The 22,348-nt window shown below is 68.8% G+C and carries 24 protein-coding genes; 15 read left to right on the top strand and 9 right to left on the bottom strand.

Going from position 1 to position 22,348, the window contains the following annotated elements; genetic code table 11:
• Positions 1–25: 25 nt before the first annotated feature.
• The 3 genes from DMP23_RS27310 to DMP23_RS27320 are packed head-to-tail and all read left to right on the top strand — an operon-like array spanning position 26 to position 1,765.
• Positions 26–526 carry a MarR family winged helix-turn-helix transcriptional regulator gene (locus DMP23_RS27310; protein ID WP_337822962.1) on the top strand — a complete coding sequence of 167 codons (501 nt, stop codon included), beginning with the start codon at positions 26–28 and terminating at the stop codon, positions 524–526.
• A 14-nt stretch (positions 527–540) separates the two neighbouring features.
• A complete protein-coding gene (locus tag DMP23_RS27315; RefSeq protein ID WP_337822963.1) occupies positions 541–1,002 on the top strand; it encodes a hypothetical protein in 462 nt (153 codons plus the stop codon).
• A gap of 10 nt (positions 1,003–1,012) precedes the next feature.
• The gene (locus tag DMP23_RS27320) at positions 1,013–1,765 is read left to right on the top strand and encodes a class I SAM-dependent methyltransferase (RefSeq protein ID WP_037818345.1); all 753 of its coding nucleotides are present in this window, start codon (positions 1,013–1,015) and stop codon (positions 1,763–1,765) included.
• Here DMP23_RS27320 and DMP23_RS27325 read toward each other — a convergent pair.
• The 4 genes from DMP23_RS27325 to DMP23_RS27340 all read right to left on the bottom strand — a co-directional run bounded on the left by DMP23_RS27325 (position 1,731) and on the right by DMP23_RS27340 (position 4,766).
• Positions 1,731–2,531 carry a TetR/AcrR family transcriptional regulator gene (locus DMP23_RS27325; RefSeq protein WP_238608133.1) on the bottom strand — a complete coding sequence of 267 codons (801 nt, stop codon included), beginning with the start codon at positions 2,529–2,531 and terminating at the stop codon, positions 1,731–1,733. The two genes, DMP23_RS27320 and DMP23_RS27325, sit on opposite strands and share 35 nt — an antisense overlap.
• Positions 2,532–2,580: 49 nt before the next feature.
• On the bottom strand, positions 2,581–2,775 hold the full coding sequence (locus DMP23_RS27330; RefSeq protein WP_037818343.1) for a ferredoxin: 195 nt from the start codon (positions 2,773–2,775) through the stop codon (positions 2,581–2,583).
• 13 nt (positions 2,776–2,788) lie between these two features.
• The gene (locus tag DMP23_RS27335) at positions 2,789–3,997 is read right to left on the bottom strand and encodes a cytochrome P450 (RefSeq protein ID WP_275294225.1); all 1,209 of its coding nucleotides are present in this window, start codon (positions 3,995–3,997) and stop codon (positions 2,789–2,791) included.
• Between the two features lie 151 nt (positions 3,998–4,148).
• Positions 4,149–4,766, bottom strand: a complete 618-nt coding sequence (locus tag DMP23_RS27340) for a TetR/AcrR family transcriptional regulator (protein WP_107051187.1) — start codon at positions 4,764–4,766, stop codon at positions 4,149–4,151.
• A gap of 125 nt (positions 4,767–4,891) precedes the next feature.
• On the opposite strand from DMP23_RS27340, the gene DMP23_RS27345 reads away from it, so the two are divergent.
• The 3 genes from DMP23_RS27345 (at position 4,892) to DMP23_RS27355 (ending at position 7,075) form a co-directional block, all read left to right on the top strand.
• Complete coding sequence (locus tag DMP23_RS27345; RefSeq protein WP_275294226.1) at positions 4,892–5,503, top strand: YbaB/EbfC family nucleoid-associated protein; 612 nt, start codon at positions 4,892–4,894, stop codon at positions 5,501–5,503.
• Positions 5,504–5,649: 146 nt separating this feature from the next.
• Positions 5,650–6,210, top strand: a complete 561-nt coding sequence (locus tag DMP23_RS27350) for a snapalysin family zinc-dependent metalloprotease (RefSeq protein WP_037818340.1) — start codon at positions 5,650–5,652, stop codon at positions 6,208–6,210.
• A 181-nt stretch (positions 6,211–6,391) separates the two neighbouring features.
• A complete protein-coding gene (locus tag DMP23_RS27355; protein WP_337822964.1) occupies positions 6,392–7,075 on the top strand; it encodes an alpha/beta fold hydrolase in 684 nt (227 codons plus the stop codon).
• A gap of 3 nt (positions 7,076–7,078) precedes the next feature.
• On the opposite strand, the gene DMP23_RS27360 is transcribed toward DMP23_RS27355, so the two are convergent.
• Positions 7,079–7,408 carry a ParB N-terminal domain-containing protein gene (locus DMP23_RS27360; protein ID WP_037818338.1) on the bottom strand — a complete coding sequence of 110 codons (330 nt, stop codon included), beginning with the start codon at positions 7,406–7,408 and terminating at the stop codon, positions 7,079–7,081.
• 161 nt (positions 7,409–7,569) lie between these two features.
• Here DMP23_RS27360 and DMP23_RS27365 point away from each other — a divergent pair, with 161 nt between their 5' ends.
• Positions 7,570–8,166 (top strand): LysE family transporter, encoded by a 597-nt coding sequence (locus tag DMP23_RS27365; RefSeq protein ID WP_134663370.1) that lies wholly within the window; start codon positions 7,570–7,572, stop codon positions 8,164–8,166.
• Here DMP23_RS27365 and DMP23_RS27370 read toward each other — a convergent pair.
• On the bottom strand, positions 8,163–9,167 hold the full coding sequence (locus tag DMP23_RS27370) for a LacI family DNA-binding transcriptional regulator (protein WP_043839563.1): 1,005 nt from the start codon (positions 9,165–9,167) through the stop codon (positions 8,163–8,165). The genes DMP23_RS27365 and DMP23_RS27370 overlap by 4 nt on opposite strands.
• Before the next feature lie 203 nt (positions 9,168–9,370).
• On the opposite strand from DMP23_RS27370, the gene DMP23_RS27375 reads away from it, so the two are divergent.
• Genes DMP23_RS27375 through DMP23_RS27395 form a run of 5 tightly spaced genes read left to right on the top strand, consistent with a single transcriptional unit; the run spans position 9,371 to position 16,477 of the window.
• Positions 9,371–10,447, top strand: a complete 1,077-nt coding sequence (locus DMP23_RS27375; protein WP_037818335.1) for an ABC transporter substrate-binding protein — start codon at positions 9,371–9,373, stop codon at positions 10,445–10,447.
• Complete coding sequence (locus DMP23_RS27380; protein ID WP_337822965.1) at positions 10,447–12,024, top strand: sugar ABC transporter ATP-binding protein; 1,578 nt, start codon at positions 10,447–10,449, stop codon at positions 12,022–12,024. The genes DMP23_RS27375 and DMP23_RS27380 overlap by 1 nt, the downstream gene beginning before the upstream one ends.
• Positions 11,996–12,955: an ABC transporter permease gene (locus DMP23_RS27385; RefSeq protein ID WP_337822966.1), complete on the top strand. Its 960-nt coding sequence runs from the start codon at positions 11,996–11,998 to the stop codon at positions 12,953–12,955. Before DMP23_RS27380 ends, DMP23_RS27385 begins: the two co-directional genes overlap by 29 nt.
• Complete coding sequence (locus tag DMP23_RS27390) at positions 12,952–13,935, top strand: ABC transporter permease (protein WP_337822967.1); 984 nt, start codon at positions 12,952–12,954, stop codon at positions 13,933–13,935. Before DMP23_RS27385 ends, DMP23_RS27390 begins: the two co-directional genes overlap by 4 nt.
• A 52-nt stretch (positions 13,936–13,987) precedes the next feature.
• Entirely contained in the window at positions 13,988–16,477 is a 2,490-nt protein-coding gene (locus tag DMP23_RS27395) for a LamG-like jellyroll fold domain-containing protein (RefSeq protein ID WP_337822968.1), read from the top strand.
• A 48-nt stretch (positions 16,478–16,525) separates the two neighbouring features.
• On the opposite strand, the gene DMP23_RS27400 is transcribed toward DMP23_RS27395, so the two are convergent.
• Entirely contained in the window at positions 16,526–16,933 is a 408-nt protein-coding gene (locus DMP23_RS27400) for a PGPGW domain-containing protein (RefSeq protein ID WP_275295836.1), read from the bottom strand.
• Between the two features lie 108 nt (positions 16,934–17,041).
• On the opposite strand from DMP23_RS27400, the gene DMP23_RS27405 reads away from it, so the two are divergent.
• Together DMP23_RS27405 and DMP23_RS27410 are read left to right on the top strand one after the other, a co-directional pair.
• Positions 17,042–17,698, top strand: coding sequence for a GNAT family N-acetyltransferase (locus DMP23_RS27405; RefSeq protein WP_337822969.1), 657 nt, complete (start codon positions 17,042–17,044; stop codon positions 17,696–17,698).
• A gap of 1 nt (position 17,699) precedes the next feature.
• Positions 17,700–18,320: a class I SAM-dependent methyltransferase gene (locus DMP23_RS27410; RefSeq protein ID WP_337822970.1), complete on the top strand. Its 621-nt coding sequence runs from the start codon at positions 17,700–17,702 to the stop codon at positions 18,318–18,320.
• Here the strand turns inward: DMP23_RS27410 and DMP23_RS27415 are convergent.
• Together DMP23_RS27415 and DMP23_RS27420 are read right to left on the bottom strand one after the other, a co-directional pair.
• A complete protein-coding gene (locus tag DMP23_RS27415) occupies positions 18,317–18,922 on the bottom strand; it encodes an FMN reductase (RefSeq protein ID WP_337822971.1) in 606 nt (201 codons plus the stop codon). The genes DMP23_RS27410 and DMP23_RS27415 overlap by 4 nt on opposite strands.
• Before the next feature lie 30 nt (positions 18,923–18,952).
• Entirely contained in the window at positions 18,953–20,038 is a 1,086-nt protein-coding gene (locus DMP23_RS27420) for an LLM class flavin-dependent oxidoreductase (RefSeq protein ID WP_134663378.1), read from the bottom strand.
• A gap of 241 nt (positions 20,039–20,279) precedes the next feature.
• Here DMP23_RS27420 and DMP23_RS27425 point away from each other — a divergent pair, with 241 nt between their 5' ends.
• The gene (locus DMP23_RS27425; protein WP_037818420.1) at positions 20,280–22,331 is read left to right on the top strand and encodes a DNA gyrase/topoisomerase IV subunit B; all 2,052 of its coding nucleotides are present in this window, start codon (positions 20,280–20,282) and stop codon (positions 22,329–22,331) included.
• Positions 22,332–22,348 lie beyond the last annotated feature (17 nt).

The following is a 22,348-nucleotide window of genomic DNA, read 5'->3' on the forward strand; positions in this document are numbered from 1 at the left end:
CGCCGCCTTCTGGTAAAGTCGTTTCGTGTCGCAACGAAACGACTCTGCGGACCTGGCCCGCGCGGTCATGGAACTCATCGACCGGGGCCACCGCCAGCTCTCCCGGCGCCTGGACCTGACCCGGATCCAGGTGCTCGGGACCGTCGCCGCCCGGGGACCCGTCCGGCCCGCCGCGATCGCCGCCGAACTCGGGCTCACCGCCTCGGCGACCAGCCGCCACCTCGCCGCGCTCGAACGGGCGGGGCAGGTCGTCGCGGAGCCCGATCCCAGCGATTCCCGCACGTTCCTCGTCCGGCAGACCGACGAGGGCCGCGCGGAGATCGCCACCACGATCGAGGCGGGCGCCGCCGTCTTCTCGGAGGTCATCGCCGACTGGCCGGACCGGGACGTGACCACCGCGCTGGAGCTGGTCACCCGGCTCAACCAGGCGTGGGCGGAACGCGGCGGCACGGTCACGAGCCCGCCCGGAACCGGACCTCGCTGGCGCCGCACGCGACACGTGCGGGAAAGCGAGGAGGAGCAGTGATCCGGGAGCGACCAGTGCCGAGGCCAGTGCAGTGGGCGCGGGCGCTGCTGGCCGTCGTGGCGATCACTCATCTGGTAGTGCCCGTGGTGATGTGGTCGAGCCGGGGCACCTTGCGCACGCAGATCGCGTCCCAGCACCCCGAGTTCGCCACGGCCGAGATCGACCGGTCCGTCGATGTCGCGGTGGTTTCCGGCGCGGTGTTCCACGGCGTCCTGCTGGTGCTGTGCCCGCTGCTGGTCTGGAAGCTGGCCACCGCGCGACGGTGGACCCGCCGTCTCACGACGGTCTCCCAGCTGTTGTCCGTGGTGTTCAGCGCCTTCTCCTGGTCGTCCTCGCCGATGTTCCACGCGATCGTCCCGGTCGTCGGCGCGGTGCAGCTCGTCATCGTTGCCCTGCTGTGGGCACCCCTGTCCGCGCGGGAGTTCTTCGACGGGCAGCGGCAAAAATCGAGTGGCTCGCCCGCGCCGAATTTGTGACGATCACCGGATGCGCACCTTCGACGAACTGGTGGACGAGGCCGCGTCGGTGTCGGTGGACGGCTGGGATTTCTCCTGGCTCGACGGCCGGGCCAGCGAGCAGCGGCCGTCCTGGGGATATCAGCGGCTGCTCGGCGAACGACTGCGGGACGTCCAGTCCGTTGTGGACATCCAGACCGGCGGCGGCGAAGTGCTGGCCGGTGTGCCGGTCCTGCCCCCGCTCACCGTCGCCACCGAATCGTGGCCGCCGAATCTCGAGAAGGCGGCGGCGTTGCTGGAACCCCGCGGCGCGACCGTCGTCGCGGACACGGACGAGCCGCCGCTTCCGTTTCAGGACAACACGTTCGAAATGGTCGTCAGCAGGCATCCGGTCACGGTCTGGTGGGACGAGATCAAGCGCGTCCTCAAGCCCGGCGGCCGCTATCTGTCGCAACAGGTCGGGCCGTGGAGCGTGTTCGAGCTGGTCGAGTACTTCCTCGGACCGCAGCCGCCGGAAGTACGCAACGGCCGGCATCCAGACCACGCGAAGGCCGCAGCGGAGCGGGCCGGGCTCGAGGTAGTGGACCTGCGCTTCGAGGAACTCCGCACCGAATTCCACGACATCGGCGCGGTGATTTACTTCCTGCGCAAGGTGATCTGGATGGTGCCGGGGTTCACTGTGGACGAGTACCTGCCGCGCCTGCGCGAGCTGCACGAGGAACTTCAGAAGGGCCCGTTCGTCGCGACGACTACTCGGTATCTGATCGAGGCGCGCAAGCGATAGCCGCCTCGATCCCGTCCGCCAGCACCGCCACGCCGGCGTCGAAGCTCAACCGGGCTTCGTGCTCCAAATAGGACACTCCGGCGGGCGGTGGCGGCGCCCCTTCCTCGCCCAGCCGCGCGACGTTCGGGTACCGCTCCGCCAGATCCGGGGCCAGCTCGCCGAGCGCGGACGTCCGCGCACGCCACCAGTCCTCATCGGACAGTCCGGTTTCCTTCAGCGCCAACCGCGATTCGGCGGCGATCTGCACCGCGCCGCGCACGACGTTGAGCAGTGCGCCCACCAGCCGCCGCACCTGGCCGGCGGGCAGACCGGTCGCGAACAGCACCCGCAGCACCGTTTCCTGCATCCGGAACTCCCCCGGACCGAGCACCGGCCGCGCGTAGGACACCTGCAGCAGCCACGGGTGACGCAGATGGAAGTCCCACAGGTCGCCGGCCAGTTCGAGCAACGCGGGCCGCCAGCCGCCGGACAGCTCGTGGTCGTCGCGCAGATCGCCGAACACCTGGTCGCACATCAAGTCGATCAGCTCGGTCTTGCTCGGCACGTACGTGTACAACGCCATCGCCGTGCGCCCGAGCCGCTCCCCGACCGCGCGCATCGACAACGCCGCCATGCCCTCGGCATCGGCGAGCTCGATCGCCGCGTTCACGATGAGGTCCACGCTCAGCGCGGGTTTCGGCCCCGGCGCGCTGCGCGGTTCGCTGCCCGCGCGCCACAGCAGTTCCATCGAACGGCGGGCGTCGCCCTGCCCCGCGAACACGACCACCGGCGACCCCTTTCCCCTTACAGGATAAAGGACCGCCGGGGCCGCCGGCTCAGCCGTCCACCTCGATCGCGAGCGCCGGGCAGAGCTGCGCCGCCTCCTTGGCCTGCGCCTGCAGTTCCGCGGGCGGGTTTTCCTGCAGCAGCACCACGATCCCGTCCTCGTCGCGCTGATCGAACACCTCGGGCGCGACGAGCACGCACTGCCCGGCCCCGACACAGCGGGACTGGTCCACGACCACCTTCATTTCGCGGCTCCTTTCACCAGGTCACGGGGAGTTCGTGCACCCCGTAGACGACCATGTCGTGCTTGAACTTCAGCTCCTCCAGCGGCTTCGCCAGCCGGAGCGTCGGAATCCTCCGGTAAAGCGTCCGGTAGGCCACCTGCAGTTCGACCCGCGCGAGCGGCTGGCCGAGGCATTGGTGCACGCCGTAGCCGAACGCGACGTGGTGGCGTGCCTTGCGGGTGACGTCGAGCTTGTCCGGCTCGGGGAACTGCGTCGCGTCGCGGTTGGCGATGTCGGTGGCCGCGACCATGCCCTCGCCCTCGCGCACGGTCTGCCCGCCGATCTCCAGGTCTTCGAGCGCGACGCGGCGGCGTCCGGAGTGGACGATCGTCAGGTAGCGCAGCAGCTCCTCGACCGCGTTGGCCAGCAAGGCGTCGTCGCCGTCGCGGACCGCGGCGAGCTGGTCCGGGTTCTCCAGCAGCGCGACCGTGCCGAGCGCGATCATGTTCGCCGTGGTCTCGTGCCCGGCGACCAGCAGCAGCTGCCCCATCGAAGCCGCTTCCCGGACGGTCATCGCGCCGGTGGCGACCTGACCGGTCGCGAGGCGGCTGAACACGTCGTCAGCCGGGTCGTCGATCTTCTTCTCCACCAGCCGCCCGAGGTAGTCGAGCAGTTCCTCCGCCGTGGCGAGCGACTGTTCCGCGGTCGCTTCCCGCGAGACCAGTATCTTGCTGCAGCGGTGGAAGAAGTCGCGATCCTCGTACGGCACGCCGAGCAGCTCGCAGATCACCAGCGAAGGCACCGGCAGCGCGAACGCCTGCACGAGGTCGGCGGGCTTCGGACCGGCCAGCATCTCGTCGAGCAGCTCGTCGACGATCTGCTGGATCCGCGGCCGCATCCGCTGGACCTTCTTCACCATGAAATCGCCGGTGAGCAGCCGTCGCTGGGCGGCGTGCTCCGGATCGTCCATGCCGATGAACGACTTGAACCGGCTGCGCCGCACCTTGAGCCCCGGCGTCTGCGACGGATAGCCGGCGCGGCCGGGATCGGCGCTCACCCGCGGGTCGGTGAGCATCGCGCGGACGTCTTCGTAGCGGGTGAACAGCCACGGTTCGCTGCCGTCCCAGATCCGCACGCGCGACACCGGTTCGTCGCGCAGCTTGCGGTCGAGATCGGGCGGCGGGTCGAACGGGCAGCGCCCGCGCGACATCGGGAACTGCTCTACGGGCCGGGCGTCGGCCATCACAGCCTCCTGGAAAAGTCACCAAACGATCGTTCGGATACTTACCGAACACATGTTAGGCGACTTCGTGAACAATTGCCCAGACTCGGGTCCAAAGATCACCGGGATGGCCGTGGACAAGAGGGGGAAAGCGGGCGAAACCGCCCGTGGCTCAAGCGAAAATGAGCGCCAGCAGCTCGTCGGCGAAGCTCACCACGGCGTCCTCGCCCGGCTGCCTCCCGGACGAATGGAACAGCGCGACGCGGCCGTGCGCGCCGACGAACGCGATCACCCCGGCCCGGTCGGCGGGCACCCGGAGCGCGGCCCCGGCCTCGGCGCAGCGGGCGAACGCGGCGCTGATCTGGTCGACGAAATCGATCGTCGGACCGTGCGGCCGGACGTCCGGCGAGGTGCGGCTCGACCCGTTGGCGGTCATCAGCCGGTAATGGCCGGGGTTGTCCATCGCGAACCGGCAGTACGCGTGCAGCAGCGCACGCAGCCTGCCCACCGCGTCGTCGGCGGGAACCTGGGATTCGGCGGCTTCCATCGCGAGCCGCAGGCGGCCGAACTCGTGCTCGGCGAGTCCGGTGACGAGCGCGGCCCGGTCGCTGAAGTGCTGGTAGATGCTGGCCGGGGCGATGCCGACGGCGCGGGCGACGCCGCGGATGGTGAGCGCGTCCTCGCCGTCGAGTTCCGACAGGAGCCTGCTGGCCGCGGCGAGGATTTCCCCGCGCAGCCGCTCGCCCTCGCCCCAGCGGTTGCGCGTGCGGGCCTGGACTTCTTCGGACACTTGCCCATTGTTACCGCTCGCGCTGCCCCGCACCGCTCCGGCCCGCCGCGGATGTCGGTCGTTTCGTAGCCCGTCAGCCATCCGAGGTTCACCGGCTGGGCGCGGGCGGCCGATAGCGTTCGCCGGTGGACGATCAGGGGTGGCTGGACGACTTCCAGCGGCGGATTGACGAGATGCAGGCGAAAAGCGTTGCCCTGCAGGAAACCTTGAGCACCGCGGAGGGCCGCGCCAAGTCGGGCGACGGGCTGGTGTCGGTCGCGGTGACCCCGAACGGCGCACTCAAGAACCTCGAGATCGACGACCGCGCCCTGCGGCACGGCGGCGCCCGGCTGACCGCGGCGATCATGGACGCCTACGGGAAGGCGCAGCGCCAGGTGTCGCGCGACGTCATCGACGCGTTCGAGCCGATCGCCGGCGACAGCGAGATGATGAACGTGGTCAAGTCGTACCTGCCGGAGCCCGAGGAAGAGCCGGAACCTCCGGCCGAGCCGCCGCGGCCCGAACCGCCCGCCCGTTACGCGGGACCTCCGCCGGGCAGCACCACCCCGCCGGGCAGCGCGGCCTACGGACGCCCGATGCCGCCACCGGGCGGCGCGACGCACAGCCGTCCGCCGGTGCCGCCTCCCGGCACCACCCCGCCGCCGCCCCCGGCCGCGCCCGAACCGCCCCGGCCGACGTCCGGTCCGCACCGCAGGCGCGCCGCCGGCGAGGACGACGACGAGATGCAGCCGTGGTGACCGGATTGTCAACCCGTCGTTAGTGCTGGGAAATCACCAGTTGCCGGACCGTACGAATGGGGGGTCACAGACCGGGAGCTTCTGCCTACTTTGGGTTGAGCGCGCGCAAACCCGGCAAAACTCCCCGATCCCCCAGGAGCTTTCTTATGTCCAGGAAGTTCGTGCTGTCCGGCGCGGTGGCGCTCGCGCTGGCCGCCGCCCCGCTTTCGGGCGCCGTGGCGGTCGCCGCTCCGGCTCCTTCCGCCGTCGCGTCCGCCACGGTCTACTACTCGACGTCCGGCGCACCGTCGTTCCGGGCCGCGATCAACGCGGGCGCGGCGAACTGGAACCGCGCGGTCACCAACGTGAAGCTGGTCGAGCGTTCGTCCGGGGCCACGCTGCGGTACGTCGAGGGCAACGACCCGCGCGGCTCGTACGCGCAGACCGACGGGCACGGCCACGGCACCATCTTCATTGACTACACCCAGGCCCGCCAATACGACAACACGCGGATCACCGCGCACGAGACCGGCCACGCGCTCGGCCTGCCGGACCACTACTCGGGCCCGTGCTCCGAGCTGATGTCGGGCGGCGGCCCCGGCCCGTCCTGCCACAACGCCAACCCGAATTCCCAGGAAGCCTCCCGCGTGCAGCGGTTGTGGGCCAACGGGCTCAGCGCGGTCTCCGGACCGCAGCAGCGGATTTACGACCACTCGCCGGTCGGCTGACGCACAGCTGAGCGAGCGGCGGCCGGGTGCGTCCCGGCCGCCGCTTCGCTGTCAAGGCCTCCGAGTCGGATAGCGCCGTTCGGGCCCGGGTTGAGGTCGGAATCCTCCTTTTTCCGCGGGGACCGGGAATCCACGGACCCCGCCCGTGGTTGGCTTGCCTTCAGACGAAGGGGAGGCATTCATGGCGGAAATCGTTCTGGTTCACGGCGCTTGGAGCGACGGGTCGGCGTGGCTGGAGGTGATCCCCGCGCTGCACCGGCAAGGACACCGGGTCCGTGCCGCGCACCTGCCGATGACCTCACTCGCGGACGACATCGCCGAGGTTCGCCGGGAAGCCGCCGCCTTCGACGGCCCGGTCGTGCTGGCCGGCCATTCCTACGGCGGCGCGGTGATCTCCGGTGCGGCGAAGGACAATCCGCAGGTCAACGCCCTGGCTTACTTCGCGGCGTATGTCCCGGACGAAGGCGAGAACGTGCCCTCGCTGAACGGCAAGTTCCCGGACTCGCCCGGCAACGACGCGATGGTGTTCACCGAGGACGGCTGGTCGTCACCCGACCCGGACCGCTTCCACTACGCCTTCGCCGCCGACGTGGCTCCCGAACGAGCCACCGCACTGGCCGCGGTGCAACGCCGTGCGCGTGCCGAGTGCTTCGCCGTGCCCGCGGGTCCTGGCGCCTGGCACGACCTGCCGACCGCTTACGCAGTGTCCACAGAGGACCGGATCCTCAACCCGGACCTGCAACGCTGGCTCGCCGAGCGGGCTGGGTCGGACTGTGTCGAGTTGGCGGCCAGTCACTATTCGCTGTGGTCCCAACCGGACGCGGTGGCGACGGTGATCGACAAGGTGGCGGCGCGCGGCAAGTAGCGGCTACTCGCCCGCCGCGGCCGCGAGCACCGCGAAATCGGCTTCCCGCATCGGTCGCGCGTGCGCGGGGCGCGGAGTGCTCGGCTCCCTGACCACGGTGACCGGCACCGTGGTCAGGCCGAGCCGCAGTGCGACGGCGATCCGGTGATTGCCGTCGAGCGTGCCGAAGTCTTCGCAGAACCCGAGCCGCAACGGCGTCCGGATTCCGTTCCGCGCGATGTCCTCGGCGAGCGCATCGAGGTGGCTCGGAGTGTCCACCAGTGCGGATCCCACCGTTTCGCGATCCACCGCGCGGTACCGGACCACAAGCGGCACAGGCAGTTCAACCGGCATCCGCCCATCCTGGCACGGCGGAAAATCAGTTGCCCAGTCCCGGCCGGACAGCCGAGTATTCCGGTCATGACCACCGAACCCGCCCGTCGTTGCCCGTCCCGCTGTCTCGCCGCGCGCGGCAAGCAGCAGACGGCGCAGGAAGGGATCCGCCAGGCAGTGCGATGAGCGCCGCGCTCGTCGCGGGGCTCGTCGCCGGGTACGGGATCGCCATGCCGGTCGGCGCGATCGGCGTCTACCTGGTCGAACTCACCGCTCGCACGTCGTGGCGGGTCGGGGCGGCCGCGGCGATGGGCGTGGCTACCGCGGACGGCGTCTACGCCGTTCTCGCCACCACCGGCGGGGCCGCGCTGGCCCCGCTGCTCGCACCGATCACCACTCCCCTGCGCCTGACCTCCGCCGTCGCGTTGTTCCTGCTCGCCGCGTGGACCGCGGTCCGGGCGATCCGGCGTTATCGATCCCCGGAAACGCCTTTGCTGGCACCGGAACCGCATCCGCTGCGGGCGTACGCGACGCTGCTCGGCCTGACCCTGCTGAACCCGTCCACCATCATCTACTTCACCGCGCTCGTCCTCGGCGACCGGCCGGCCAACGGCACCGTGTTCGCGGCCGCCGCGTTCGCCGCTTCGGCCAGCTGGCAACTGGTGCTGGCCGTCGGCGGAGCGTTGCTCGGACGCGGCCTCACCGGTCCGCGCGGACGGCTCGGCACCGCTTTGCTGTCCAGCGCGGTAATCCTCGTGCTGGCGGTGCGGCTCCTCTAGGAAACGACCGTGCTTTCCCTTACCTCCAGGGAAAACGGCGGCTGCACCGAGCGCGGCGCGGCACTCTCCGTACCGGCGAGGCGGCTGTCGATCAGGTCGATCGCGGCCTCGGCGATAGCCGCCTTGTCCGGCGAGATCGTGGTGAGCGCGGGCAGACTGAACGCGCTCTCCTCGGTGTTGTCGAAGCCGACGATCGCGATGTCCTCGGGGACCCGAAGCCCGTGTTCCGCCGCCGAGCGCAAGGCACCGACGGCCAGCAGGTCGTTGAAGCAGAACACCGCGTCCGGCGGTTCTTCCTGTGCCAGCAACCGTTTCATCGCCGCCGCTCCCTCGGCGCGGTGGTACTTCGCCACCGGTTCCACCAGGGAATCCGCCGACCGCAACCCAGCGTCCGCCAACGCGGCCCGGTAGCCGGCGAGCCGCAGCGAAGACGTCCCGCGCTGGGGGTTCGCGCCGATCGCCGCGATCCGCCGGCGGCCGAGCGACACCAGGTGCGACACCGCGACGTGCGCGGCCCGCACGTTGTCGATCGCCACCCGGTCCAGCGCGACGTCCACCGCGTGCTCACCCAGGAGCACCAGCGGGATTTTCCCTTCCGCGTCAGGGAAGTCGTCCGCTTCGAGCGCTTCGGGATGCACCAGCGCGCCGTCGACCAGATGCGGACCCAATGAGTCCACAGTGGCCCGTTCCCGGTCGCGAGTCCCTTGTGTCTGCTCGATCAGCACGCTCCACCCGCGGCGCTGCGCGGCGGTGATCACCAGCCCGGCCATTTCGCCGAAGTACGGAATGCTCAGCTCCGGCACCATCAACGCCAGGAACCCGGTCCGCCCGCGGCGCAGGTTGCGCGCGCCGACGTTCGGCCGGTACCCGGTCGCGGCCAGTGCCTCTTCGACGCGCCGCCGGTTCTCGGGCTTCACGAACGCGTAGCCGTTCACCACGTTCGACACGGTTTTCACCGAAACGCCCGCCAGCGTCGCGACGTCCTTCAGGGTCACGGCCACGCTGACTCCTCATCTCGTTCGCCCAGAGCCCATCACGAGCCCGCGAAGCTCTCCGCACCAGCCCCGACGACCACGTAGTGTAGCGACGTTTTGCCTGTTTACAACGTTGTTCCAACGATGTAAAAATAGCCGGAGCTCAGCGGGGTGACGGCCGTCACTCCGCCGAGCGGGTTGCCCCAGTCGTCGGCTGCGAGGAGTCCGCCGTGTCCCCGTCCGTCCCTGCCCGCTTCGCCCTCGTCGCCGGGGCCGCCACGGCACTCGTGCTCGCCGGCTGCACCAGCCGCGAGGAAACCCCCGCCGCGCAAAGCAATGGCTCCGGCCCCGCCGCCTCGGCCGCGTCCGCCGCGCCGGCTGCCGACGGCTGCACCCTCGACAAGACCGGCTACCCGAAACTCGACCCGAAGACCGCGATCGTCGGCTTCTCCCAGTCGGAGAAGGAGGCGAACCCGTTCCGGATCGCCGAGACGCAGTCCATCCGCACCGAGGCGGGCAAGCTCGGCATCCCGGCCGACCACCTGCTCACCACGAACGCGCAGAGTGACCTCAACAAGCAGATCTCGGACATCAAATCGCTGCTGGACCGGGGTGCGCAGCTGCTCATCGTGGCCCCGCTGAACTCCGACGGCCTGCAGCCCGCGCTCGACGCGGCGAAGGCGAAGAAGGTCCCGGTCGTCACCATCGACCGGCAGGTCACGTCGAAGCCGTGCACCGACTACCTCACCTTCATCGGCTCCAACTTCATCGAACAGGGCCACCGCGCTGCCGCCGCGCTGGCGAAGTCCACCGGCGGCAACGGCAAGGTCGCGATCCTGCTCGGCTCCTCGGGCAACAACGTGACCACCGACCGCACCAAGGGCTTCAAGGACGAGCTCGCGAAGACGCCCGGCCTCACCGTGGTCGCCGAGCAGACCGGCGAGTTCGACCGGTCCAAGGGCCAGTCGGTGATGGAACAGCTGATCCAGAGCCATCCGGACCTCACCGCGGTGTACGCGGAGAACGACGAGATGGGCATCGGCGCGGTCAACGCCCTCAAGACCGCGGGCAAGAACCCCGGCAAGGACGTAAAGGTCGTGTCCGTGGACGGCACCCGCAACGCGGTGCAGCTGATCGTCGACGGCAGCTACAACGCGGTCATCGAGTCCAACCCGCGCTTCGGGCAGCTGGCGTTCCAGACGCTGCAGCAGTTCGAGGACGGCAAGCCGATCCCGCCGAGCATCGTCATCACCGACGACTCGTACGACGAATCGAACGCGGCCCAGAAGGTCGGGAACGCGTACTGATGACGAGCACGGCCGACACCCAGGTGGCGACCATGACCGCACCGGTGCTCGAGGTGACCGGGGTGACCAAACGGTTCCCCGGCACCGTGGCCCTCGACAACGTCTCCTTCAGCCTGCGCCGCGGCGAAGTCCACGCGCTGGTCGGGGAAAACGGCGCGGGCAAGTCCACTTTGATCAAGGTCCTCACCGGTGTGTACCGGCCGGACGAGGGACAGGTGCGCCACCTCGGCGAACCGGTCGAGTTCCGCAGGCCGATCGACGCGCAGCGCGCCGGGATCTCCACCATCTACCAGGAGGTGAACCTCGTCCCGCTGATGAGCGTGGCGAGCAACGTCTTCCTCGGCAGGGAACCGCGCACCCGCACCGGATTGATCGACTGGTCCGCGATGAACGAGCAGGCCCGCGAACTGCTCAGCGGGTACGGAATCGACACCGACGTGCGGCGTCCGCTGCACACGCTCGCGGTCGGTGCGCAGCAGATGGTCGCGCTGGCTCGTGCGGTGTCCACAAAGGCCGGTGTGGTCGTGATGGACGAGCCGACGTCGTCGCTCGAACCGCGCGAAGTGGACACCCTGTTCGAGGTGCTGGCGAGGTTGCACGCAGACGACATCTCGGTGCTTTATGTGAGCCACCGGATGGACGAGCTGTACCGGGTGTGCGACAGCGTCACGGTGTTGCGCGACGGCCGTGTGGTCCACAGTGGACCGCTGAAGCCGTTGCCGCGCATCGAACTGGTGTCGATGATGCTCGGCCGGGAAATCCGGCAGATCCGCGCTGAGGGCGTCACCGCGTTCGGCGAGGAGCATCATGCGGAGAAGGAACCGTTGCTGCAGGCCTCGAATCTGTCCGGCGGCAACAAACTTCACGACGTTTCGGTGAGCGTGCGGCCGGGCGAGGTCGTCGGGCTGGCCGGGCTGCTCGGGTCCGGTCGGAGCGAGACCGCGCGGGCTGTCGTCGGGGCGTTCCCGCTCGACGGCGGTACTGTGCTGCTGGCCGGGAAACCGTTGAAACGCGGGAAGATCTCCGCGGCGATGCGGGCCGGGATCGCGCTGCTGGCGGAGGACCGCAAGGCGGACGGGATCATTCCGAACCTGTCCGTGCGAGAGAACATCGTGCTCGCCGCGTTGCCGCGACTGTCCACTTTCGGCTTTGTCAGCCGGTCCAAACAGGACCGAGTGGTGAAGACGTTCATGGAACGGTTGCGGATCAAGGCCTCCAGTCCGGAGCAGAAGGTGTCCGAGCTGTCCGGCGGCAACCAGCAGAAGGTCTTGCTGGCGCGCTGGCTCGCCACCGGACCGAAAGTGCTGCTGCTGGACGAGCCCACGCGCGGCATCGACGTCGGAGCGAAGGCCGAGGTGCAGGCGCTCATCGACGAACTGGCGCAGGACGGGCTCGGTGTGCTGCTGATTTCGTCCGAACTGGAAGAGATTCTCGACGGCGCGGACCGGGTGGTCGTCCTGCGCGACGGCAGCGTCGCCACCGAACTGGCCGGCGACGCGGTCACCGAAGACAACGTGCTGGCGGCGATAGCTGCAGGGGGTGACAACGATGTCGACCGCGACACTGACGAGACCTGACCGCGCCCGCGTCACGAGCTGGCTGCAGAACTACGGCGTGTACCTGGCCGTGGTCGTGCTGCTGCTGTTCAACATCGCGTTCACGCAGAACTTCCTCTCCGCGGCCAACTTCCGCACGCAGTTGGTGCAGGCCGCGCCGGTGTGCATCGTCGCGCTCGGCATGGCGCTGGTGATCGGCACCGAGGGCATCGACCTGTCGGTGGGCTCGGTGATGTCGGTCGCCGCGGCGCTCGTCCCGCTGTATCTCGGGGCCGGGCCGGTGATGGTGATCGTGGTCGCGCTGATCGCCGGGGTCGCTTCCGGACTGTTCAGCGGATTCCTGGTGGCCCAGCTGGGCATTCAGCCAATCATCGCGACCCTGGCCTTGCTCGTCGGCGGGCGCGGGCTGGCGCTCGTGATCGCGCACGGACAGCTAGTGCAGCTGCACAACCCGGACTTCCTCGCGCTCGGCACCGGCGACGTGCTCGGCGTGCCGATCATGGTCCTGGTGGCCGCTGTCCTCTCGGTACTGGCCGGATTGCTGGTGCGGCGCACCACTTTCGGCCGACACCTAGTCGCGGTCGGCGGCAACCGTCCCGCTGCGACACTCGCCGGACTGCCGGTGAAACGCGTCCTGATCGGCGTGTACGCCATGTCCGGCGCGCTGGCGGCGATCGCGGGCGTGTTGTCCACCGCACGGCTCGCCGCGAGCGATCCCAACGACCTCGGCCTGTTGATGGAACTGTCCGCGATCACCGCGGTGGTGGTCGGCGGGACTCCGCTCACCGGCGGCCGCGTACGCGTGCTCGGCACGGTGTTCGGCACGCTGCTCATGCAATTGGTGCACGCGACGCTGATCAAGCACAACCTGCCCGATTCCGCCGCGCAAATGGTGCAGGCCGCCATCATCGTCGCCGCGGTGTACGTCGCCCGGGAACGGAGCACGCGATGATCGCGACCACCGCCACCCCGCCGTCGGAACGCGGCGCGGCGTTCGCGGCAGTCCTGCAACGCCAAGGCGCGGCCGTAGTACTGGTGCTCGGCGTGGCTGCCGCGTGGTTTGCCTTCCCGCGCTTCGGATCCGCGGACAACCTGCGCGACCTCGCATTGCAAAGTTCCTTCCTGGCAGTGATCGCGCTGGGCATGACGTTCGTGATCATTTCCGGCGGGATCGATCTGTCCGTCGGCTCGGTGTACGCGCTCGGCGGCGTGCTGGCCGCGTACGGTTCCCAATACGGCCTGGTCGTGGCGATCCTGCTGCCATTAGTCGTTTGCGGACTGATCGGGTTCGTCAACGGGCTTCTCATCGCTCGCACGAAGATGGCACCGTTCATCGTCACGCTCGCCTCGCTGTTGTTCGCTCGCGGTCTCTTGCTGGCATTGACCAACGAGGGCGCGACGACGTACAAAGTAGAGCCGGGTTCGGCGTTGCTCTGGCTGGGACAGGGCAAGATCTTCGGCATCGGCGTACCGGTGTATCTCGCTCTGGTCCTTTTCGGACTCGGCGGACTGCTGCTGCGCCGGACCCGGTTCGGCCAGTCGATTTTCGCCCTCGGCGGCTCGGAACAGTCCGCGCTGCTGATGGGTCTTCCGGTGGCCCGCACCAAAATCACCCTCTACACGCTCAGCGGCACACTCGCCGGATTCGCCGGCGTGCTCACCGCGGCGTACCTGCAATCAGGCGTCACCGTGCTCGGCGTCGGCACGGAACTGGACGCGATTTCCGTCGTGGTCATCGGCGGAACGCTGCTCACCGGCGGCGCGGGAACCGTCATCGGCACGCTCGTCGGCGTGCTGCTGAAGACGCTGATCCAGAACGTCATCAACCAGGTCGGCACTCTCGATTCCAACTACCAGACGGTGGTCAGCGGCGCGTTCCTGCTGGTCGTCGTCGTGATCCAGCGACTGCTGGCCCGCTCCCGCCGATCCTGATCCGCGCAGTCCCCCTTCGCAGGAGATCCACCTGTTAGTAGGAGGTTCGACGATGGTCCGTCCTGCCCGCAGACCCGGCCGTTTGGCCACGGCGGCCGCCGCGCTCGCCGTGGCCGTGTCCGGGTTGTCGAGTGTCCCCGCCGCCGCGGCCGATCCGCCGCAGTGGCACCGCCTCACCCCTCCCCTGACCACCCCGTGGACCGGCCAGGTCTCGCCGGACAACGCCCTTCCCGAGTACCCGCGGCCGCAAATGACCCGCGACAACTGGCAAAACCTCAACGGCGTCTGGGAATTCTCCGCCGCCAAACCGGGCGATTCCCCGCCGATCAAACGCAGTCTCGACGAACGCATCCTCGTGCCGTATCCGGTCGAATCGGCGTTGTCGGGAATCATGCGGCACGAAACGTCGATGTGGTACCGGCGGACGTTCCAGGTGCCGAAGAACTGGCACGTCGGCGGCCGCGGCGAGCGCCTGATCCTGCACTTCCAGGCGGTCGACTACGACACCACGGTGTGGGTCAACGGCCATCAGGTCGCCCGCCACACCGGCGGGTACGACGCGTTTTCCGCGGACGTCACCAACGCGTTGACCACCGGGAAGGACCAGGAAGTCGTCGTCGGCGTCACGGACCCCAACGACGCGGGCGGACAACCGCTCGGCAAACAGCGGAAACCCGGCGACGGAATCTTCTACACCCCGACGTCCGGCATCTGGCAGACCGTCTGGATGGAACCGGTGACCCCGGCCTACATCTCGCGAGTGGACACCACACCGGACGTCGCCAGCGGTTCGGTCACCGTGAACGCCGTGGTGGGCGGGCCGACGAAACAACGCGTGCAAGCCATCGCCTACGACCACGGCCGCGTCGTCGGCTTCGCGTCCGGACCGGCGAACACCCCCTTGAAACTCAAGGTGAACAAACCACATCTGTGGACGCCGGACGATCCGTTCCTGTACGACCTGCGGGTCTCACTGACCTCCGGGGACAGCGTCGGCTCGTACTTTGGCCTCCGATCGGTCTCCATCGGGAAGACCGCCGACGGCAAGCAACGGATGCTGCTCAACGGCAAGTTCGTGATGCAACTCGGCCCGCTGGACCAGGGCTTCTGGCCGGACGGCATCTACACCGCGCCCACCGACGCGGCGCTGAAGTTCGACCTGGAGCAGGAAAAAGCGCTCGGCTTCAACATGGTGCGCAAGCACATCAAGGTCGAGCCTGATCGCTGGTACTACTACGCGGACAAGCTCGGGCTCCTCGTGTGGCAGGACATGCCCGCGATGAAGGACGACATCGAGCCGACGCCCGCATCGCAGGCGAACTTCGAATCCGAGCTGCACCGGATGATCGACCAGCACCGCAGTTTCCCGTCGATCGTCACGTGGGTCCCGTTCAACGAAGGCTGGGGCGACTACGCCGTCGGCCGGATCGCCGACCAGGTCAAGGCCTGGGACCCGACGCGACTCGTGGACGCGGAGTCCGGCGTCAACTGCTGCCGCTCCGAACCGGACAGCGGCCGCGGCGACATCTACGACGACCACACCTACACCGGTCCCGGAACCCCCGTGCCAGACGCCACCCGCGCCGCGGTCGACGGCGAATACGGCGGCCTGGGCCTGAAGGTCGACGGACACCAGTTCGACCCGGCCGGCAGTTTCGCCTACGAGATGGAACCGGACAGCGCCACGCTCACGCGCCGCTACGCCGAACTCCAGCAACGCCTCCTGCTCGCCGGACGGCAATGCGGCGTGTCGGCAGGCGTGTACACGCAGACCACCGACGTGGAGAAGGAGGTCAACGGCTTCTTCACCTACGACCGTCAGGTGAAGAAGATGGACTTCGCCGCCGTCCGAGCCGCAAACCTGTCGGTGATCAACGACGTCGACGGCTCGCCGCAACAGGGTCCGGTGATCCCGCCAGGCACCCCGGGCATCGACGGAATCGCCGCGTACCCGTTCGACGAGAACAGCGGCACCACGGCTGCGGACACCGTGGGCCAGCACGACGCCACGCTCGTCGGAGGCGCTTCCTGGACCGCGGGACACAGCGGTTCGGCACTGGCGGTGAACGGCTCCGGCCAATATGCGGACGCCGGTGCGCCGCTGGTGAAGACCGACTTGAGCTACAGCGTCGCCGCGTGGGTCAAGTTCAACGCGGTCGGCGACGGTTTCCAGACCGTGGTGAGCCAGGACGGGAACGACCACAGTGCGTTCTTCCTGCAGTACTCCGGCGCGGACCACAAGCTGGCGTTCAGCTTCGTGGGCACGCGGGCACTCGCCCCGCTCACCCCGGAAGCCGGCCGCTGGTACCACCTGGTCGGGGTTAGGGATGCCGCTACCGGACAGCTCGCGCTGTACGTGGACGGTCAACTGGCTGCGTCGAAGAGCGTCTGCCTAGGCGAGGCGTCGACCGGCCACACCGTGATCGGCCGCGGCAAGTACGGCGGCAACCCGGTCGACTTCCTCAACGGGGCGGTGGACCAGGTGCATCTGTACGACCGGGCGTTGTCGGCTGCGGAGGTGGCGAAGCTGTACGCGTCCTGATGTCCGTGAAGGACTCCTTGAGGGAATCTGATTCCCTCAAGGAGTCCTTCACGGCTCTCCCCGCTTCGCCCGCACCCGCCGGTAACTCCAGATCAGCAACGCGAACAAGATCAAACTGGACAGAATCAGACTCGTCCCCGTGCTCCACCCGCTCAACGGCAGCGACCGCACCGTCCCCCACACGATTCCCGCGGCCAGCAGCGCCAGACCGGCCAGCACCGAGCCGGCGATGCGCAGCGGCGAGGACACGCTCTCCTCTGCGGCTTGCATCGCTCGCGTCCGCACCGGGTCGACAAATCGCTGCAGCGCCGGGAACTCCGACGCCAGCACCAGCAGCCCGGCGAGCACCAGCAGCAATCCCGGCCCCGGCAGCACGAGCAGCACGACCCCGACGATCACCAGCGCCCCGCCGACGACCGCGAGGAGCACCCGGCGCACTGGCTTGCCCAATCCCATCGGGCCAGTGTGCCGCCGGGCTCGCGGTACTGCCAGCCGGACTGTCCATACTGGACCCGGCACCGCGCTGGCCGGTTTTTGTCGGTGCCGGGTGGTTAGCTGCTCAGCGTGGTCGAATCACTACCTGACCTCATCCGCCGCTGGCAGGCGGGATGGGGCGCGTCCCGAGGATTCCGGCCCGCCGAGGAAAGCCGCGGCGGGCTGCACGTCCTGCTCGAACAACCGGATCGGCATCGCGAGGTCGTCGCGTTGTCCGCCGAAACCGACGTCCTGCGCGGCCTCGCCGAAGAAGTCGCCGCGGCAGAACGCCCGACCTGGCTGACCGTGCCGACGAATCGGCCGGAGGAAGTCGGAGCGATCGTGCGCGAGGCTGGGCTGAAGCTCCGCGACGCACGCGAAGCGCTCATGACCATTCCCCTGCGCCGACATCCAGCGCGTCCAACTCCGCCGCCCTACACCAGTGCGACCACCGTAAACGGGCCGGTGTGCGAAACCGTGCTGCGACATCCCGATTCGGGTGTCGCGGCGCGCGGAACCATGGCCGTGGTCGGCACGGACGCGATCGCGGACCGGATCGAAACTGTCCCGGAGCATCGCCGCCGCGGTCTCGGCAGCGTGGTGATGAGTTCGCTCGCGGAAAACGCCATGGCACACGGCGCGACCACCGGAATCCTCGTCGCCACCGCGGACGGGCAACAGCTGTACTCGGCGCTGGGCTGGACCACGCGCGCCACCGTCCTCATCGCCCAGAACCCGGCAGGCTGACATGGATTGGCTCACCGACACCCGAACGTCCTACGACACCGTGGCGGAGGACTACGCCGCGTTCGTCCGCGACGCACTGGGCAAACAGCCGTATCTGCTTGCCGCGCTGCGGTTATTCGCCGAACAAGTCGACGACGGCCCAGTCGCCGACGTCGGTTGCGGCCCCGGCCAGGTCACCGCCCACCTCAACGGGCTCGGCGTGGCCGCGTACGGAGTCGACCTCTCCCCCGGCATGATCGAGGTGGCCCGGCGCGACTATCCGGAGCTGCGGTTCGAGGTCGGTTCGATGACTGATCCGCTGCCGGCCGCGTCGCTGGCCGGGATCGTGGCGTGGCAGTCTGTCATCCACCTGCCCGACGAGCTGCTCCCGGCTGTCCTCGCGAACTTCCGCCAAGCGCTGCGTCCCGCCGGATTGCTTCAACTGCTCTTCCACGTCGGCGACGAAACGCGGCTGAAAACCGAGGGCTACGGCGGCCACCCGATGAACGTCCAGGTGCACCGCCGCCCGCGAGAACGCATGACGACATGGCTGCGCGACGCCGGGTTCACCGTCGAGGCCGAACTGCTCCTCAACCCGGAAACCCCGGCGCCGCAGGCACTTTTGACCGCCAGGAGCCGTTAGTGACCAGCCAGCAACTGCTCGAACGACACCGACGCGTACTCGTCGTCCGGCTTCGCCTCAGGCGCCGCCGCGACCAGTTGCGCCAGCTCGCGGCCAGCCCGCTCCACGCGCTGTTGCAACGCACCCGTCGCCTCGACGCTGCCCCAATCCGACGACGCGGCGTACACGCCTGTCGCAACCACGGTCGCGCGAAGGTAGGCGAAGAGCGGCCGCAGCGCGAAGTCAAGCGCGAGCGAATGCCGTTCGGTACCGCCCGTCGCGGCGAGCAGCACCGGCTTGCCGTCGAGCGCTTCCTTGTTCAGCACGTCGAAGAACGATTTGAACAGCCCGCTGTAGGAAGCGGTGAACACCGGCGTCACGGCGATCAAGCCGTCCGCGCGAGTCACGGTGTCGATCACTTCCCGCAGCTGGGGGCTGGGGAACCCGGTGAGCATGTTGTTGGTGATGTCCACCGCGATGTCGCGGAGTTCGAACACCTTCACCGTCACGTCGTCGTCGACGAGGGCGGCGCGGGTGGCCTCGGCCAGCCGGTCGGCCAGCAGCCGCGTCGACGACGGCTGGCTCAACCCCGCGGTGACCACGGCGATAGTGCGTGCAGTCATGACCTCTCCACTCGATCCGGGGTACCAGGGTCAGGCGTTGACAGCCTGGGCTGCCTTGAGCGATTCGTGCGTGGGCGCGTCCGGCACGTGCGCCGGGCGCTTCGCGTCCAGTTCCTTGCGCAGCACCGGCACGACCTCCTCGCCGAGCAGGTCGAGCTGTTCCAGCACGGTCTTCAGCGGCAGCCCGGCGTGGTCCATCAGGAACAGCTGGCGCTGGTAGTCGCCGAAGTGCTCGCGGAAGGTCAGCGTCTTGTCGATGACCTCCTGCGGGCTGCCGACGGTCAGCGGCGTCTGCTCGGTGAAGTCCTCCAGCGACGGGCCGTGCCCGTACACCGGCGCGTTGTCGAAGTACGGCCGGAACTCGTTCCACGCGTCCTGCGACTTCGGCCGGATGAACGCCTGCCCGCCGAGCCCGACGATGGCCTGGTCGGCCTTGCCGTGCCCGTAGTGCTCGAAGCGCTGCCGGTAGAACGCGATCAGCTGCTGGAAGTGCGAGGTCGGCCAGAAGATGTGGTTCGCGAAGAACCCGTCGCCGTAGTAGGCGGCCTGTTCGGCGATCTCCGGGCTGCGGATCGAACCGTGCCACACGAACGGCGGCACGCCGTCGAGCGGGCGCGGCGTCGAGGTGAAGCCCTGCAGCGGGGTGCGGAACTTGCCCTGCCAGTCGACGACCTCCTCGCGCCAGAGCTGGTGCAGCAGCGCGTAGTTCTCGACGGCCAGCGGGATGCCCTCGCGGATGTCCTTGCCGAACCACGGGTAGACCGGGCCGGTGTTGCCGCGGCCCATCATGAGGTCGAGCCGCCCGTCGGCGAGGTGCTGCAGCATGGCGTAGTCCTCGGCCAGCCGCACCGGGTCGTTGGTGGTGATGAGGGTGGTCGACGTCGAGAGGACGATCTTCTCCGTCTGCGCCGCGATGTTCGAAAGCAGCACCGTGGGGTTCGCCGGCGCGGCGAACGGCGGGTTGTGGTGCTCTCCGACGGCGAAGACGTCGAGACCGACTTCTTCGGCCTTGAGCGCGATCTTGACCATCGCCTTGATGCGCTCGTGCTCCGAGGGCGTGACGCCCGTGGTGGGGTCGGTCGTGACGTCGCCCACCGAGAAGATTCCGAACTGCATGACCGCTCCCTAGCCGGTTGCTTCGTACCTTGCTTGTCGGCACAACTACTCGCGTGGAAGATGTATTCCTACAGGACTATACCGGTGACCTGGGACACGCTTCCGGACGCCGTCGGAGGCGCAGCGGCCAGTTCCTGTCAGGGGGTGCGGATATCCTGCAGTACGGTGACGGCCCGGGGCCCCTGCTCCGGCCACCTGTTTGCCCACCGAACAGCACGCCTCGATCCGGGAGAACGACCTCGTGACCGCTGAGACTCTGTACGGGGCCGACGACCTGACCCACCTCGAAGGACTAGAGGCGGTCCGCAAGCGCCCCGGGATGTACATCGGCTCCACCGACAGCCGAGGCATCAACCACCTCTTCTCCGAGGTCGTCGACAACTCCACCGACGAGGGCGTGGCCGGCCACGCCTCGCGCATCGTCGTCACGCTGCACGCCGACGGCAGCGTCCAAGTGGACGACGACGGCCGCGGCATCCCCACCGGCGTCCACGCCAAATCGGGCCTTTCCGGCGTCGAACTGGTGCTGACCCGGCTGCACGCGGGCGGCAAGTTCGGCGGCTCCGGGTACAAGACGTCCGGCGGCCTGCACGGCGTCGGCGCTTCGGCGGTCAACGCGCTGTCGCACCGCTTCGACGTCACGGTGAAGCAGGACGGCAAGGTGCACCAGATGTCGTTCGCGCACGGCGTGCCCGGCGTGTTCGACGGCCCCGGCCCGAAGGCGAAATTCACCCGCCGCTCCGGCCTCAACCTCGTCGGCAAGATGAAGCGCGGCGAACGCAGCGGCACGTCGATCCGCTACTGGTACGACGCGCGGTACTTCGAAACCGGCGCGGCGCTGGACGTCGAGGGCGTGCGCACGAAGCTGCGCAACACCGCGTTCCTCGTGCCGGGCGTCACGTACGTGCTGCGCACCACGTTCGAGGACACCATCAACGAGGAGACCTTCCACTTCCCGAACGGGCTGGCGGACATGGTCGACTTCCTTGCCCCGGACAGCGAAAAACCCGTCTGCGGCACGCTGATGATCACCGGCGAGGGCACGTACAAGGAGAACGCGGCGGACGCCAACGGCGTCATGCAGTCCAATGTGGAGCGACACGCCGAGGTCGAGGTCGCGCTGCGCTGGGGCACCGGCTACGAGCGCACCGTGGAATGCTTCACCAACACGATCCGCAACGTGCACGGCGGCACGCACCGGCGCGGCTTCGACCGCGCGGTCACCCGAGCGCTGCAGGACGTGATCGGCAAGACGCGCGGGCTGCTCAAGGCGAAGGAGGACCCGCCGACCACCGAGGACGTGCTGGAAGGCATGACCGCGGTGATCCACGTCCGGCTGCCGGAGCCGCAGTTCACCTCGCAGACCAAGGACGAACTGTCCACGGCGGGCATCACGCGCGTCCTCCAGGGCATCGTCGACAAGCAGGTGCGCGCCTGGACCGAGGACCGGAAAACCAAGTCCGAGGCCAAGATCGTGCTGCAGAAGGTGGTCGACGCGGCACGCGTGCGGCTCACCCAGAAACAGCAGAAGGACGCCGCCCGGCGCAAAACCGCGCTCGAGGGCGCGGCGATGCCGCCGAAGCTGGTCGACTGCCGCACCACCGGCGTCTCGCGCAGCGAACTGTTCCTGGTCGAGGGCGACAGCGCGCTCGGCTCGGCGCGGATGGCGCGGGTGTCGGAATACCAGGCGCTGCTGCCGTTGCGCGGCAAGATCCTCAACGTGCAGAAGGCGTCGCTGGGCGACACGCTGAAGAACGCCGAGATCGCGTCGATCGTGCAGGTGCTCGGCGCGGGCACCGGCCGCACGTTCGACCTGTCGACGATGCGCTACGGCCGCGTGATCCTGATGGCGGACGCGGATGTCGACGGTTCGCACATCCGCACGCTGCTGATCACGCTGTTCGCGAAGTACATGCGCCCGGTGATCGAGGACGGCAGGCTGTACGCGGCCATGCCGCCGCTGCACAAGATCACCACCAAGGGCCGCGGTTCGGAGACCGTCTTCACCTTCACCCAGCGCGAAATGGAGCAGAAGGTCGCCGAACTCGAAGCGGCGGGCAAGACGGTCGTCACGCCGGTGCCGCGGTTCAAGGGCCTCGGCGAGATGGACGCCGACGAGCTGTGGGAAACCACGATGAACCCGGCGACGCGCTCGGTCCGGCGGATCACGCTCCAGGACGTCGAGGCCGCGGAGCTGGCGCTGGAACTGCTGATGGGCGAGAAGGTCGAGCCGCGGCGCAACTGGCTGGTCGAATCGTCCGACCGCGTCGACCGCGACGCCATCGACGTCTGAGTTTTCCGTTCGTTCCC

The sequence above is a fragment of the Amycolatopsis sp. A1MSW2902 genome (genome assembly GCF_017312175.1).
In the GTDB taxonomy this organism is placed as follows: domain Bacteria; phylum Actinomycetota; class Actinomycetes; order Mycobacteriales; family Pseudonocardiaceae; genus Amycolatopsis; species Amycolatopsis nivea.

What these genes read in the sequence shown, in the direction of transcription:
- DMP23_RS27320 (WP_037818345.1), top strand. Translation starts at nt 1,013, where the DNA reads ATGCGCACCTTCGACGAACTGGTGGACGAGGCCGCGTCGGTGTCGGTG.
- DMP23_RS27330 (WP_037818343.1), bottom strand. Translation starts at nt 2,775, where the DNA reads ATGAAGGTGGTCGTGGACCAGTCCCGCTGTGTCGGGGCCGGGCAGTGC.
- DMP23_RS27335 (WP_275294225.1), bottom strand. Translation starts at nt 3,997, where the DNA reads ATGGCCGACGCCCGGCCCGTAGAGCAGTTCCCGATGTCGCGCGGGCGC.
- DMP23_RS27350 (WP_037818340.1), top strand. Translation starts at nt 5,650, where the DNA reads ATGTCCAGGAAGTTCGTGCTGTCCGGCGCGGTGGCGCTCGCGCTGGCC.
- DMP23_RS27355 (WP_337822964.1), top strand. Translation starts at nt 6,392, where the DNA reads ATGGCGGAAATCGTTCTGGTTCACGGCGCTTGGAGCGACGGGTCGGCG.
- DMP23_RS27360 (WP_037818338.1), bottom strand. Translation starts at nt 7,408, where the DNA reads ATGCCGGTTGAACTGCCTGTGCCGCTTGTGGTCCGGTACCGCGCGGTG.
- DMP23_RS27365 (WP_134663370.1), top strand. Translation starts at nt 7,570, where the DNA reads ATGAGCGCCGCGCTCGTCGCGGGGCTCGTCGCCGGGTACGGGATCGCC.
- DMP23_RS27380 (WP_337822965.1), top strand. Translation starts at nt 10,447, where the DNA reads ATGACGAGCACGGCCGACACCCAGGTGGCGACCATGACCGCACCGGTG.
- DMP23_RS27385 (WP_337822966.1), top strand. Translation starts at nt 11,996, where the DNA reads ATGTCGACCGCGACACTGACGAGACCTGACCGCGCCCGCGTCACGAGC.
- DMP23_RS27390 (WP_337822967.1), top strand. Translation starts at nt 12,952, where the DNA reads ATGATCGCGACCACCGCCACCCCGCCGTCGGAACGCGGCGCGGCGTTC.
- DMP23_RS27395 (WP_337822968.1), top strand. Translation starts at nt 13,988, where the DNA reads ATGGTCCGTCCTGCCCGCAGACCCGGCCGTTTGGCCACGGCGGCCGCC.
- DMP23_RS27400 (WP_275295836.1), bottom strand. Translation starts at nt 16,933, where the DNA reads ATGGGATTGGGCAAGCCAGTGCGCCGGGTGCTCCTCGCGGTCGTCGGC.
- DMP23_RS27410 (WP_337822970.1), top strand. Translation starts at nt 17,700, where the DNA reads ATGGATTGGCTCACCGACACCCGAACGTCCTACGACACCGTGGCGGAG.
- DMP23_RS27415 (WP_337822971.1), bottom strand. Translation starts at nt 18,922, where the DNA reads ATGACTGCACGCACTATCGCCGTGGTCACCGCGGGGTTGAGCCAGCCG.
- DMP23_RS27420 (WP_134663378.1), bottom strand. Translation starts at nt 20,038, where the DNA reads ATGCAGTTCGGAATCTTCTCGGTGGGCGACGTCACGACCGACCCCACC.